Origin of the sequence: Streptomyces sp. CA-106110 (genome assembly GCF_050936285.1) — a bacterium.
In the GTDB taxonomy this organism is placed as follows: domain Bacteria; phylum Actinomycetota; class Actinomycetes; order Streptomycetales; family Streptomycetaceae; genus Streptomyces.
The window spans coordinates 5,112,525-5,126,491 of the sequence record NZ_JBNJNB010000001.1; the positions used below are offsets into that span (position 1 = coordinate 5,112,525).

Consider the following 13,967-nt stretch of genomic DNA (forward strand, 5'->3'; position numbering starts at 1 on the left):
GCCTGCTCATCACACCACCCCCACAAGGTCGTCGGCGTCGCTGTCGGCCGGCTCGTCCAGACCGAGCAGCAGACGCACCACCGGAACCACCGCGTCCGCCCGCCCGGTGTCGATGCCGGGGTCGAACCCGGAAACACCCGAACCGGTGGCCGCTCCGGTCTCCCGCGCGCCCGGTCCCCGCCGCACCAACTCCCCCAGCGTGCGTCGCACTCCCGGCTCGTACGCCGAGAACGTGCGCCGCAGCAGCGGCAGCACGTCCGCGAACGCCTCCGCCGGCACTCCGGACAGCCATGTGTCCACCAGGCCGAGCAGACGCTCGTCGTGCACGAGCAGCAGTCCGCCGCCGGAGCCGCCCCCGACGAAGCCCTCGATCCACGCGGCCGCGTCCGCGGGCGCCGTCCCCGGCGAGAGGACGAGGCCCATGAGCCGTGACGCCTCGTCCTGCGACAGCTCTCCGTCGTCCAGCAGCAGTCGCACGGCACGGCCGCGGACGACACCGGCGACGGTCTCCCGTCCGGCAAGCACCCGCAGGACGGAACGCCACCGCCCGCGTATGTCACCCTCCGCCGACGCGATCGTCTCCTGGAGCAGGCCCACCGCCCCGTGCACCGCGTCCACATAGCCCCGCACCTCCTCCGCCGCGTCCGCGTCCAGCGCGGCGCACGCCGGTGGCAACCCGACGAACACACGCTCGGCGAGGCCCGCCGCGACGCCGGCCAGCACCCGGGTGTCCGTACCGCGCACGTCCCCGTAGCGCAGGGACCGCACCAGTGCGGGCAGGGCCTGGGCGAGGCGCCGGACGTCGGCGTCGAGAGCGGCGCGGTCGGCGAGGACCCGCATCACCACGGGCAGCGCGTCCGGCAACTCCGCGGGCAGGCACCGCTCGGCGAGCGCGGTGACCTCGGCGAGCGTCCGTGTGGCGACCGCGTCCGCCTCGGCCTTGGCGGTCGCAGCGGCGTGCACGGTCGTGCCCCACACCCCGGCCTCGGCGACCCGCACCGCCAGCTCCGGCTCCCAGCGCAGCCGCCATGTCTCCCGGAACGTCCCCGTACTGCCCCGCGAGGCCACGGGCTCGCCCCAGCCGATCCCGAGCAGCCGGAGCCGGTGGAGCAGCCGGCTGCGCCCCGCGTCCGTCTCCTTGCGCAGGTCGAGTTCCACCTCGCGCTCCGACGGCTCCGGTTTGAGGCGGAGCCGCTTCTGGAGCCGGATCAGGTCCCGCTGCAACGGCACGGCGGGCGCCGAGGCGGGCACCTCCCCCAGCACGTCGCCGACCACGAGCCGGTCGTGCACCAGCGCCAGCGGTATGTCCGAGCCGTCGCACATCACGGCCCGCACGGCGTCGGTCGTCTCCGACAGGCCCGGCAGCGGGCGCCCACGCATCGCGGCGAGCGTCCCGGCGAGCCGCACCGCCTCGATGACGTGCGCGGACGACACAATGCGGCCCTCCTCACGGAGCAGCCGGGCGACCTTGGTCAGCCACCGCTCGACGGGCCGGTCGGGCACGCCGAACAGATGCCCGTACCAGCCGGGGGAGTCGATCCCCGCCCCGTATCCGCCGGCCCGGGACAGCCTCCGATGGGTCCAGGGCACCCAGGTCATGTCCGTCTTCACCTTGGGCAGCCCTTTCAGCAGGGCGCGGTCCGCGGCGACGGACGCCCTCGCCCGGAGCGCGGGCACGTGCCACGCCCCGCACACCACGGCCACCTCGCCATCGAACTCGCGCTGCGCGGCTCGCACTTGGAGACGCATGTACGCCTCCCGTACGAGGTCCCGCTCGTGCCCTCCGGTGCCGTACGTCTCCCGCAGGGCGGTCATGGCCTCCTCCAGCACGGCGAAGGGTGCGAGGGCGTCGCCCCGGCCCGCGCCCCGGTGCTCGACGACGTCCTCCCACCACCGCTCCGGATCGTCGTATCCGGCGGTCTCGGCCAGCACGGCGAGAGGGTCGACGCGCACGGCCTCACCGGGACCAGGCGACTCCCCGGGCCGCTGCGCCTCCGTCGGCAGCTCCGCGCCCCCGGACCCCTCTCCCGGTGCCCCCGGCTGCGGGTGCGCGGGGGCCTCTCCAGGCGGCACCGGCGTGCCGGACTCCGGCGCCGGCTGGGCGGCGGCACTGGAGTCGCCGTCCGACGACGCCGGGTCCTCCACCCTGTCCCACGCCAAGGTGTGCGTCGCCGGCAGATCGATGAACCGGGCCGGAACGTCGTGTTCCAGGGCCCAGCGGATCGCCACCCACTCCGGGGAGAACTCCGCCAGCGGCCAGAACGCGAACCGTCCGGGCTCGTCCACGGCGTGCGCGAGCAGCGCCACCGGCGGCCGCATCCCGGCGTCCGCGGCCAGCGGGATCAGGGCGTCCGCCTCCGGTGGCCCCTCGATCAGCACGGCCCGGGGCCGAGCCGCCTCCAACGCGGCCCGCACGGCGTGCGCGGACCCCGGGCCGTGGTGCCGCACCCCGAGCAGCAGCGGCCCCCCGTCCGCTGCTCCGGCCGCCGGCCCGCCCGACGGCTTGTCAACGCCTGTCACGCCGTCCCCCTCCCCGGCGGCGCCGCCCCGGGCCGCCCTGCCGCCTCACTCCCGCGCCGCCACATGTGTCCATGGCCCCGGCCGTGCCCTCCCCGGTCGGGAAGTTCCATGAGGGCTCGGCTTCGGAGTGGCTCATGCGGTCACCTCCCGGCACGCGCGGTAGAAGTCCGTCCAGCCGTCGCGTTCGCGGACCACCGCCTCCAGGTACTCCTGCCAGATGACCCGGTCGGCGGCGGGATCGCGGACGACGGCGCCGAGAATGCCCGCGGCGACGTCGCTCGCCCGTAGTTCGCCGTCGCCGAAATGGGCGGCCAGCGCGAGGCCCCCGGTGACGACGGAGATCGCCTCGGCCGTGGACAGCGTGCCGCTGGGCGACTTGAGCTTCGTGCGGCCGTCCGCCGTGACGCCGCTCCGCAGCTCGCGGAAGACCGTGACCACGCGGCGGATCTCGTCGATGCCGTCGGGCACGGCCGGCAGGTCGAGCGAGCGGCCGATCTGCTCGACCCGGCGGGAGACGATGTCGACCTCGGCGTCAGCGCTCTCCGGAAGGGGCAGCACCACCGTGTTGAAGCGGCGGCGCAGCGCGCTCGACAGGTCGTTGACCCCGCGGTCGCGGTCGTTGGCCGTCGCGATCAGGTTGAAGCCGCGGACGGCCTGCACCTCCTGCCCCAACTCCGGTATCGGCAGGGTCTTCTCGGACAGGATGGTGATCAGCGTGTCCTGTACGTCGGCCGGGATACGGGTCAGCTCCTCGACCCGCGCGATCATGCCCTCCCCCATGGCCCGCATGACGGGGCCGGGCACCAGCGCCTCGCGGCTCGGGCCGTGCGCCAGCAGCTGCGCGTAGTTCCAGCCGTAGCGGATCGCCTCCTCCGGGGTCCCTGCCGTGCCCTGGACGAGCAGCGTCGAGTCGCCGCTGATGGCCGCCGCCAGGTGCTCGGACACCCAGGTCTTGGCCGTGCCGGGCACCCCGAGAAGGAGCAGGGCGCGGTCGGTGGCGAGCGTGGTGACGGCGACCTCGACGATGCGGCGCGGACCGACGTACTTCGGTGTGATCACCGTGCCGTCCGGCAGCGTGCCACCGAGGAGGTAGGTGGCCACCGCCCACGGCGACAGTCGCCAGCGGGCCGGGCGCGGCCGGTCGTCGTGCTCGGCCAGCGCGGCGAGTTCACTCGCGAAGGCGGCCTCGGCGTGCGGCCGCAACGCCTCGGCCGGCGCCGTCACCGCTTCCCTCGTCCCGCCGTCCGCCTGCCCTTCCCCGCTCTGTCGCGCGGGTGTGCGCACGGGCGCGGACGCCCGCCCGTCCGGGCCCGCTCCCCCGCCCCCGTTCGCGGGCGCGGACTCGCTCGGGCCCGGCTGGACGGACATCGGATCAACGGACACACGCATGGCCACTTCCCCCTCGGCGTCGGCTGGTTCGGATCTGTCACCAACCGTGCACCACACCACTGACAACGCGTCGTGAGCTGCGTAAACGCCTTCGCGGTGATCGATTGTCAGTGCCGGGACCTACCTTCGACGACATGACTCAGCAGGGGGTGCGCTGGACCGCGGAGCAGGTGCTTGCACTGGCACCTGACGCGGCGTCACGCAAAGCGGGAAGCAAACTCGGCGCGGCCGGGCCGTGGTCGGACGCGGGCAGTTCCGAGGAGGGGACGGTGTGGGGACTGTGCAAGGGCAGCGGCAGCAAGCCGTACCAGACGGTCGTCGACATCGCGGACGCGGCCGGCCCGGCCTACAAGTGCAGTTGCCCGAGCCGCAAGTTCCCGTGCAAGCACGCGCTGGGACTGCTGCTGCTCTGGGCGGGCGGCGACGCGACGATGCCCCGGGGGCAGGCGCCGGACTGGGCGGAGCAGTGGATCGAGGGGCGTCGGCAGCGGGCGCTTGAGAAGCGGCCGACGACCGGGTCGAAAGCGGCCGCGCCCGCTGATCCGCAGGCGGCGCGGCGCAGGTCGGAGCAGCGGGCGGAGCGGATCACGGCGGGGGCGGCGGAGCTGGAGCAGCGGCTGGCCGATCTGCTGCGGGGTGGCATCGCCGCGGCCGAGCAGGCGGGTTACGGGCTGTGGGAGGAGACGGCCGCCCGGATGGTCGACGCCCAGGCTCCGGGACTGGCCGCGCGCGTACGGGAGTTGGGGGCGCTTCCGTCGTCGGGACCGGGCTGGCCGGTGCGGCTGCTGGAGGAGTGCGCGCTGCTGCACCTGCTGGACCGGGGCTGGCTGCGCCGCGAGCGGCTGCCGGACGGCCTCGCGGCGACGGTCCGTTCGAGAGTCGGGCTGCCGGGCTCGCCCGACGGTCCGCCCGCCCGCGACCGCTGGCTGGTCCTGGCGCAGTACGACACCTCGGACGGCCGGCTCACCACACGCCGGATCTGGCTGTACGGATCGGAGTCCGGCCGCACCGCGCTGCTCCTCTCTTATGGGGCGGCCGGGCGCTCGCCGGACTTGGCGCTGCCGGTAGGCCTTGCCCTCGACGCAGAGGTGTCCGGGTATCCCGGGGCGGGACAGCTGCGGGCCGCTCTGGGCGAGCAGTTCGCCCCTCCAGCGCCGACGACGGTACGGCCGCCCGGTGTGACCACCGCCGCGGCGGCGGCGCGCTATGGAGAGGCCCTGCAGGCCGATCCGTGGCTGGACTCGGTCCCGGTGACGCTGAGCCGGGTCATACCGACGCCCGTCGAGGAGTCCTGGCAGCTGGCGGACGCGGACGGCGGCACGGCACTGTCGCTCACCCCTTCGGCGAGCGCCCGCCCGGGTCTGTGGCGCATGGTCGCCCTCTCGGGCGGCGCCCCGGTCACGGTCTTCGGCGAGTGCGGCCACCGCGGCTTCACTCCGCTCACCGCCTGGCCGGAGGGCGCGGGAGAGGCGGTCCCGCTGTGCTGACGACACCCCGAGCCATGCCGAAACCGACCTGGAAGGGACTGACATGAGTGCGACCCCCGCCCCGCCGGGCACACACAGTGCCGTGCCCTGGGAGGAGCTGGTGACCGCGGCACTGCTCGGTACCGACCGGCGCGCTCCGCAGGGGCTGCCGCCGGGCCGTGAGGCGCCGACGGCAGTGCTGGACCTGGCCGCCGTGGAGACGGTGCGCCGCAGGGCAGGTCTGCGGCCTGCACTGGCAGGGCCACCGCCCGAGCCGGCGGCGGCCGATCCGCGCCCGCCGCTGCCGCCCGCCGCGGCCCGCAGACTGGCCGTGCTGCTGTCCGACCGCCCCGGGACGGGCGGCAGCGGCCGCCGCGGGTCGGCGCCCGACCTCATGGAGCTGCTGCCGCAGTGGCTGTCCCTGGCCAATGCCCGGGGCTTCGCGCCGCCCCCGGAAGCGCTGCCCGCGCTCCTGGACGCGGCTCGCGGTCGTACGGACCTGCGTCCCGCCGCGCTGGCCTTCGCCGGTCCGCGCGCCCTGTGGCTGGCCCGGCTGAACCCGGACTGGCGCTTCGCACTGCGCTCCACGCCCGGCGGGTCCAAGCCGCCGCCGCAGGAGCGGGACCGCGTCCTAGCCCTGTGGCAGGAGGGCCTGTTCGCGGAGCGGGTCGCGCTGCTCACCGCGCTGCGCGGGCGACGGCCGGCCGCCGCCCGCGAGCTGCTGGCCTCCACCTGGGCCACGGAGCGGGCCGAGGACCGTCTGATGTTCCTCGACTCGCTCCGCACGGGGCTGGAGCAGCCGGACGAGCCGTTCCTGGAGCAGGCGCTGTCGGACCGGAGCCGCAATGTGCGGTCGACGGCCGCGGAGTTGCTGTCTGCGCTGCCGAATTCGGCCCTGACCGGGCGGATGGCTGCGCGGGCGGCGGCCTGCGTGGCGGTCGACCGTACGCGGGGGGAGCCCGCGATCGTGGTCGAGGCACCGCACGAGTGCGATCCGGGCATGGAACGGGACGGGGTGGTGCCGAAGCCGCCCGCGGGCCGCGGGGAGCGGTCCTGGTGGCTGGGCCAGTTGGTGGAGGCGGCGCCGCTCGGCTCGTGGACGGCACGGCTCGGGGGCCGGACGCCGGAGGAGATCGTCGCACTGCCGGTGGCGGACGACTGGCAGGGCGAACTGCACGCGGCCTGGTGCCGGGCGGCCGTGCGGCAGCGGGATCCCGGCTGGTCCCGGGCGCTGCTCGGTCCGCCCTCGGCACCGGAGGCGGGGGGCCCGGGTGCGGTGTCCCTGGCCGAGCGGGCCAAGCTGCTGTCGACGCTGGGGGCGGCGGAACGAGCCGACTGGGTCGCGGGGTTCATCGCCACCCATGGCCTGTCGGAGGCGTTCCAGCTCCTCGGGGTCTGCGCGGTCCCCTGGGCCGCTCCACTGGGACGGGCGGTCGTGGACGCACTCAACATCGCGCGGGACGCGGGGAGTTACCCGTGGAGCTTCAGCGGTGTGATGGGGCTGGCGGAACGCTGCCTCGACCCTGCGGAGGTGAGCCGGCTCGATGCGCTGACCGCGATACCCGACGAGCCGGCGGACGCGTCGCCGGGCGCCGGGGGCTACTGGGCAGAGGCCTTCCAGCGTCTGACGACGACGCTGCGCCTGCGCGCCACGATGCGGGAGGAACTGGGCGGGACATGAGGTGAGGCACGGGGCGGACGGACGGGTCCGGGACCACCGGAGCCGAAGGCGCCCGGACGGTCCGGGACCACCAGAGCCGAAGGCGGACGGACGGGTCCGGGACCACCAGAGCCGAAGGCGGACGGACGGGTCCGGGACCACCGGAGCCGAAGGCGCCCGGACGGTCCGGGACCACCAGAGCCGAAGGCGGACGGACGGTCCGGGACCACCGGAGCCGACGCCCGGGCTCTCCGCCCGCCGACCCGGAATCACTCGAACGGCGGCACACCGATGACGGACGCGGACCCCCGCGGCCGGAGAGACGAAACGGCGCCGCCCGCCCCCAGGGCGAAACGGCGCCGTGCGCGGAGCGTTACGCCTCCGCGGGCTGGCGGACGTTCGCCCGTACCCAGTCCACGATCGAGGCAGTCGTCGCCCCGGGCGTGAAGATCTCCGCGACGCCCTTCTCCTTCAGCGGAGGGATGTCCGCCTCGGGGATGATGCCGCCGCCGAAGACGAGGATGTCCTGCGCGTCGCGCTCCTTCAGCAGCGCGATCACCGCGGCGAACAGCGTGTTGTGCGCGCCGGACAGGATCGACAGACCGATCGCGTCGGCGTCCTCCTGGATCGCCGTGTCGACGATCTGCTCGGGAGTCTGGTGGAGGCCGGTGTAGATGACCTCCATACCCGCGTCGCGCAGCGCCCGCGCGATCACCTTGGCTCCGCGATCGTGGCCGTCGAGCCCCGGCTTGGCCACCACCACGCGGATCGGACCGGCTGCCACACCCATCACTGCCTCCATGAAGCGACTACTCCACCCTGTACCGATCTACCGCCCTGCCGCCACACCACCGCACCGGCGGACACGCGGACCGCACGGTCGGCGGTACCGCACCGGCAAACGGGCGGTTCCGCCCGCCCCTACGGTCCCGCAGAACAGGCGCGCAGCACACCTCACGGCACAGGCGCCCCGCATCGTACCGACCCGGGAAGTGAACGAACGTTATCGCCAGCATCCCGCAACCGGCAGTTTCACGGTGCAGACCGAGGGGGAAATCACACAGTGGGACACATTCGCCGCGCAGGGTCTCCCCTCTCCGCGGCACACGCGCCGCATTCACCGGCGGCTCGCGCGCCGTGCACCGAGGAGACCGTGCGCAAGGAGAGCCGCAACGAGGCGGCCGCATCACCGTATCGCCGGCGGGGCGCCGTGGTGGTGGGGCTCCTCGGCGAATGGATGTGCAAGGGCACGACAGCGGGGAGCCAGACCCGTACGAGGAGGACGGGAACCGCGCCACACGGACGGCCCAGGTCGCGTCATCGCGACGAAAAGGCGCCCGTCACCGGCGCCGTACGTGCCGCATCGGCGGCACGGCGAACCCGCGGCACCGGCCCCGCAGGCCACCGCCACTCGGCTTTCCACAAGGGCTCACGGGGGACAGAGGCGTCCTCGGTGTGCCGACGGGAGGTCGGCCATGATGGTTACCAGGGCAGTGCAGCCCTTGCAGCCGTTGCTTCCGCTGTGCCAGCGCCTGTTCCCGATCAGACTGGCCGGACTTTCCATAGCCCTCCTGAAGGCGACCGCCCTGGAGCTCGCGATACTCGCCGGGCATCTGCTCCTGTACCCCTCGGGAATCATCCAGGAGCGCCACGCGGAGCCGCTGGCACTCCCCCCGGACACCGCCACGCTGCCGACCAAGGCCAAACCCCCGGTGATCCTCCTCCATGGGTTCATCGACAACCGCTCGGTCTTCGTCCTGCTGCGCCGCAACCTCACCCAGCACGGACGGCAGCACATCGAGTCGCTGAACTACTCTCCGTTGACCTGCGACATCCGGACCGCCGCCCAGCTTCTCGGCCGTCACATCGAGGAGATCTGCGAGCGCACCGGACAGGATCAGGTGGACGTCGTCGGGCACAGCCTGGGCGGACTGATCGCGCGATACTACGTGCAGCGCCTCGGTGGCGACCTCCACGTCCGCACGCTCGTCACGCTGGGTACGCCGCACTCGGGCACCCGGGTGGCGCCGCTCGCCAACGCACACCCGATCGTCCGCCAGATGCGCCCCGGTTCCGAGCTGATCCAGGAGTTGCGTGAACCGGCCCCCGGCTGCCGCACGCACTTCGTGAGCTTCTGGAGCGACCTCGATCCCCTCATGGATCCGCTGGAGACGGCCTGCGTCGACCACCCGGACCTGCTCGCGCAGAACATACGGGTCAGTGGCATCGGCCATCTCGCCCTGCCCGTGCACCCCACGGTCGCGGCCGGGATACGGCAGGCACTGGACCTCGAGCAGCCGGGAACGGCCGCCGCCCCCACCGGCGGCCTCACGGTGGCGTAGCCCCCCCGGGCGCGGCCACTGTCCACGGCGGCCGGCACGATCCGGTCCTCCCCCGGCCGGAACACAGCCCTCAACCACGCCTGGCACAGCCGCGATACAGCTGTCGGACAACCCCCGGACACCCTCACAACCTCGAACATTCATCGAACGAAGAGCCAAAGCCTTGCCTTTAGCCGCCGAAACACGGCCGAATGCCCGTTTCCTGCCGGAGGGAAACCTGCAGAACATTGTCGCGCCCGCATACCGCCGGGTACAGTCACCGCACTGCTCTGCCAGCCCTGCTGTCGAGGCGAAAGAGAAGTTGGTGAACGACCGTCACCCGTCGGGGACCGCGACTCCCCCGGCTCCGGCCTCCGATGCCTCCTCGGCGCACTATGCGTCGTACGGCGGGCAGGGCGGCCAGTACGGTGACTTCACCACGTACGCCGACACCACCGCGGCCGCCTACGGCGCCGGTGGTCACGCGACCGCGAGCTTCGCGACCGACCCCCTCTTCGGCGACCTCCCGGGCGGCGGCTCGACCGGCTCCTACGACGCCACTCAGTGGTCCGCCGACGCCCACACGCGCCCCGACACCGGCACGCACCAGACGGCGCACTACGACGGGTACGCCGCCCAGCACTACGCCGCGTACGACACCGGCGCCCATGACACATCGGCCTGGGCGGCCGGCTACCAGCACCTCGCCGGAATCCCCGCGCAGGCCGCGCCCGCCGACGGCACCGGCCAGTGGGACGCCCAAGCCTGGCTCGAGGGCGGCCGGCAGGCGGACCCGACCCAGCAGTGGGAGTGGGGCACGCAGTCCTACGACACGGGTGCCTACGACGCCACGCAGTGGAACTCGGGCGCCACCACCGAGCACGAGGCGCACTACCAGCAGACCGAGGCGGCGGCCGCGACGGCCACCTTCGAGCACGCGGTCCCGGAGTCCTTCGACCAGGCCGACGCGTTCGACCATGCCGAGCAGTTCGACCAGACGGACGCGTTCGACCACGCCGAGCCGTTCGACCAGCAGGCCACCGCGACCTTCGAAGCGGCCGAGTCCTTCGACGACTTCCCGTACGAGGACACAACCGCCGACGACGAGGGACCGGCGGACGGCGCACCCGACGACGCTCCATTGCTCGAAGAGCAGGAGGAGTTCGCGCCGGTCCCGGGACCGCGTGCCGCCTCCCGCGGCGCGAACCGGTCCCGGCGCCGTCCCCCCGCGAGGCGTTCCGCACTGCTGACGGTCGCCGTACCGTCGGTGTGCGTGATGGGAGTCGCCGGGATCGCTGCGGCGTCCGTCGGCACCGGCGGAGAGGACACCGGCACGACGAGCGCCTCCGCCGCCACTCCGGTGAAACCGTCCGCCGCCAACATCAAACTGGACTCACAGCTCCAGAGCCTCTCCGCGGGCGCGAACGACTTCGCCGACCGGGCGAGCCGCACGCAGGAGCGCATCGACCTCAAGGCCCAGCAGGCGGCCGAGCTGAAGAAGGCGGCGGCGGAGGCGGCGCTCAAGGAGCGGCTGCGTCCGAAGTTCGTCCTGCCGGTCCTGCAGAAGGGGCTCAGCGCCTACTTCGGGCAGGCGGGTATCAACTGGATGTCCGTGCACACCGGTATCGACTTCCCGGTCTCGTACGGCACGACGGTGATGGCCGCGACCGACGGCACGGTCCGCACGCAGTGGAACAGCGCGTACGGCAACATGATGATCGTGACCGCGAAGGACGGTACGGAGACGTGGTACTGCCACCTCTCCAGCTACCGGGTCGCGAGCGGGACGACCGTGAAGGCCGGCGACCCGATCGCATACTCCGGCAACTCGGGCAACTCCACCGGACCACACCTGCACTTCGAGGTGCGGCCGGGCGGGGGCGCCGCGGTAGACCCGCTGCCGTGGCTGCGCAGCCACGGGCTGGACCCGACCTGACCCGCTCCCCCGCCGCCGGGCCCCCGCCGTTCGGCGAGGGCTCCCTCTTCGGACCCGCGGACTAGAGCTTCTCCACCGGCGCGTACCGCAGCAGCAGCCGCTTCGGCTTGGTCTCCCCGAAGTCGATCGTCGCCTCCGCGTTGGCGCCCGTGCCCTTCACCCCGACGACCGTGCCCAGGCCGAACTGGTCGTGGGTGACACGGTCGCCCACCGCCAGGGAGACGACCGGCCTCTCCGTCGCACCGCCCCGCCTGGTGGCGAACCCGGACGCGCCCGCGGCCGAGGACCGCGACCGGGAGGACGACAGCGAGGCCGCCACACCCGAGAGCGGACCCGTCGGCACGGAGGCGGAGATGGCACCCTTCCGCTTCCAGTCCACGTGCTGGTCCGGGATCTCCTCCAGGAAGCGCGAGGGCGGGTTGTACGAGGGCTGGCCCCAGGCGCTGCGCATCGCCGACCGCGTGAGGTACAGCCGCTCCCGGGCACGGGTGATGCCGACGTACGCCAGGCGCCGCTCCTCCTCCAGCTCCTTGGTCTGGCCGAGCGCGCGCATGTGCGGGAAGACGCCGTCCTCCATGCCGGTCAGGAAGACCACCGGGAACTCGAGGCCCTTCGCGGTGTGCAGGGTCATCAGCGTGATGACACCGCCGCCCTCTTCCTCGTCGGGGATCTGGTCGGAGTCGGCGACCAGGGCGACCTGCTCCAGGAAGTCGGCCAGCGTGCCGCCGGGTGCGGCGGCCCCGGTGGCGCCCTCGCCGCGCTCCTGCTCGAACTCCAGGGCCACGGCGGCGAGTTCCTGGAGGTTCTCGATGCGGGTCTCGTCCTGGGGGTCCGTCGAGGCCTGCAACTCCGCCAGATAGCCGGTGCGTTCGAGGACGGCTTCCAGGACGGTGGCCGGTCCCGCGCCGGACTCCACGATCGTCCGCAGGTCCTCCATCAGCGCGTTGAACCGCTTGACCGCGTTGGTCGAGCGGGCCGCCATGCCGTACGCCTCGTCCACGCGGCGCAGCGCCTGCGGGAAGCTGATCTTCTCCCGCTGGGCCAGGGCGTCGATCATCGCCTCGGCACGGTCGCCGATCCCCCGCTTCGGCACGTTCAGGATCCGCCGCAGCGGCACGGAGTCCTCCGGGTTCGCCAGCACCCGCAGGTACGCCAGGACGTCCCGGACCTCCTTGCGCTCGTAGAAGCGGACGCCGCCGACGACCTTGTAGGGCAGGCCGACGCGGATGAAGATCTCTTCGAAGACACGGGACTGGGCGTTCGTGCGGTAGAAGACGGCGACGTCGCCCGCCTTCGCCTCGCCCGTGTCGGTGAGGCGGTCTATCTCCTCGGCGACGAACTGGGCCTCGTCGTGCTCGGTGTCGGCGACGTAGCCGGTGATCCGCGCGCCCGCGCCCGCGTTGGTCCACAGGTTCTTCGGGCGGCGGGACTCGTTGCGCTCGATGACCGCGTTGGCGGCGCTCAGGATCGTCTGCGTGGAGCGGTAGTTCTGCTCCAGCAGGATCGTGGTGGCGTCCGGGTAGTCCTCCTCGAACTGGAGGATGTTGCGGATGGTCGCACCGCGGAAGGCGTAGATCGACTGGTCGGCGTCACCGACGACGCACAGTTCGGCCGGCTGCAACTCGTCCTCGCCGGGTGGTACGTCCACGGGGTGCTCACGGGTGCCGACGAGCTCCCGGACGAGGGCGTACTGGGCGTGGTTGGTGTCCTGGTACTCGTCCACGAGGACGTGGCGGAAGCGGCGGCGGTAGTGCTCGGCGACGTCCGGGAAGGCGCGCAGCAGGTTCACCGTCGTCATGATCAGGTCGTCGAAGTCGAGTGCGTTCGCCTCGCGAAGCCTGGACTGGTAGAGCGCGTACGCCTGGGCGAGGGTCTTCTCGAATCCGTCGGCGGCCTGCGCGGCGAAGTCCTCTTCGTCGACCAGCTCGTTCTTCAGGTTGGAGATCTTGGCGCTGAAGGACTTCGGCGGGTACCGCTTGGGGTCGAGGTCCAGGTCGCGGCAGACGAGCGCCATCAGCCGCTTGCTGTCGGCCGCGTCGTAGATCGAGAACGAGGATGTGAAGCCGAGTTTCTTGCTCTCCCGGCGCAGGATGCGGACGCACGCGCTGTGGAAGGTCATCACCCACATCGCGTTCGCGCGCGGGCCGACGAGGTGCTCGACGCGCTCCTTCATCTCGCCCGCGGCCTTGTTGGTGAAGGTGATCGCGAGGATCTGCCCGGGGTGGACGCCGCGCTCGGCCAGCAGATGGGCGATGCGGTGCGTCAGCACACGGGTCTTGCCCGAGCCGGCGCCGGCCACGATGAGCAGGGGGGAGCCGGCGTGCACAACGGCCGCGCGCTGGTTCTCGTTGAGCCCCTGGAGCAGTGCCTGGGGGTCGATGACCGGGCGGGGCGCGCCGTCCCTGTAGTACGCCTCACGGTCCGGGGGTACGTCGAAACGCCCGCCGAACAGATCGTCCGGAACCGGTTCCGGAGCGTGATCGTCCTCGGGTGGCGGGGGCTGCTCCTCAGCGGCCGGGGTGGCCTTGAGGTCCGCCAGGAAGCTGTCGTCAAAGAGGCTGCTCATCGCTCTCCGAGTCTAGGCCGCCCGACCGACAACCGACCGCCGCCCGGGAAACACACCGGCCCGCCTGGGCTCCCCGACGGATGATCTTCCGAAATCGACCACAAGGACT

At 72.9% G+C, this 13,967-nt stretch carries 8 protein-coding genes; 4 read left to right on the plus strand and 4 right to left on the minus strand.

Going from position 1 to position 13,967, the window contains the following annotated elements; genetic code table 11:
• Positions 1–9: 9 nt before the first annotated feature.
• Together ACQEXA_RS23440 and ACQEXA_RS23445 are read right to left on the minus strand one after the other, a co-directional pair.
• Entirely contained in the window at positions 10–2,520 is a 2,511-nt protein-coding gene (locus ACQEXA_RS23440) for a DUF5682 family protein (protein WP_433130919.1), read from the minus strand.
• Between the two features lie 132 nt (positions 2,521–2,652).
• Complete coding sequence (locus ACQEXA_RS23445; RefSeq protein WP_433130921.1) at positions 2,653–3,909, minus strand: ATP-binding protein; 1,257 nt, start codon at positions 3,907–3,909, stop codon at positions 2,653–2,655.
• A 134-nt stretch (positions 3,910–4,043) separates the two neighbouring features.
• Here ACQEXA_RS23445 and ACQEXA_RS23450 point away from each other — a divergent pair, with 134 nt between their 5' ends.
• On the plus strand, positions 4,044–5,396 hold the full coding sequence (locus tag ACQEXA_RS23450) for an SWIM zinc finger family protein (RefSeq protein WP_433130923.1): 1,353 nt from the start codon (positions 4,044–4,046) through the stop codon (positions 5,394–5,396).
• 43 nt (positions 5,397–5,439) lie between these two features.
• A complete protein-coding gene (locus ACQEXA_RS23455) occupies positions 5,440–7,056 on the plus strand; it encodes a DUF5691 domain-containing protein (RefSeq protein WP_432931614.1) in 1,617 nt (538 codons plus the stop codon).
• Positions 7,057–7,408: 352 nt separating this feature from the next.
• Here the strand turns inward: ACQEXA_RS23455 and ACQEXA_RS23460 are convergent, their stop codons facing one another.
• A complete protein-coding gene (locus tag ACQEXA_RS23460; RefSeq protein WP_359398034.1) occupies positions 7,409–7,825 on the minus strand; it encodes a cobalamin B12-binding domain-containing protein in 417 nt (138 codons plus the stop codon).
• A gap of 685 nt (positions 7,826–8,510) precedes the next feature.
• Here ACQEXA_RS23460 and ACQEXA_RS23465 point away from each other — a divergent pair.
• On the plus strand, positions 8,511–9,377 hold the full coding sequence (locus ACQEXA_RS23465) for an esterase/lipase family protein (RefSeq protein WP_432931612.1): 867 nt from the start codon (positions 8,511–8,513) through the stop codon (positions 9,375–9,377).
• Positions 9,378–9,681: 304 nt separating this feature from the next.
• On the plus strand, positions 9,682–11,292 hold the full coding sequence (locus ACQEXA_RS23470; protein ID WP_433130925.1) for a M23 family metallopeptidase: 1,611 nt from the start codon (positions 9,682–9,684) through the stop codon (positions 11,290–11,292).
• Between the two features lie 61 nt (positions 11,293–11,353).
• Here the strand turns inward: ACQEXA_RS23470 and pcrA are convergent, their stop codons facing one another.
• Positions 11,354–13,858 carry a DNA helicase PcrA gene (gene pcrA, locus ACQEXA_RS23475; protein WP_433130927.1) on the minus strand — a complete coding sequence of 835 codons (2,505 nt, stop codon included), beginning with the start codon at positions 13,856–13,858 and terminating at the stop codon, positions 11,354–11,356.
• Between the last annotated feature and the right edge of the window lie 109 nt (positions 13,859–13,967).

Bases quoted from the DNA above. Each gene is read 5' to 3' on its own strand.
- ACQEXA_RS23445 (WP_433130921.1), bottom strand. From the start codon at position 3,909: ATGCGTGTGTCCGTTGATCCGATGTCCGTCCAGCCGGGCCCGAGCGAG.
- ACQEXA_RS23450 (WP_433130923.1), top strand. From the start codon at position 4,044: ATGACTCAGCAGGGGGTGCGCTGGACCGCGGAGCAGGTGCTTGCACTG.
- ACQEXA_RS23455 (WP_432931614.1), top strand. From the start codon at position 5,440: ATGAGTGCGACCCCCGCCCCGCCGGGCACACACAGTGCCGTGCCCTGG.
- ACQEXA_RS23460 (WP_359398034.1), bottom strand. From the start codon at position 7,825: ATGGGTGTGGCAGCCGGTCCGATCCGCGTGGTGGTGGCCAAGCCGGGG.
- ACQEXA_RS23465 (WP_432931612.1), top strand. From the start codon at position 8,511: ATGATGGTTACCAGGGCAGTGCAGCCCTTGCAGCCGTTGCTTCCGCTG.
- pcrA (WP_433130927.1), bottom strand. From the start codon at position 13,858: ATGAGCAGCCTCTTTGACGACAGCTTCCTGGCGGACCTCAAGGCCACC.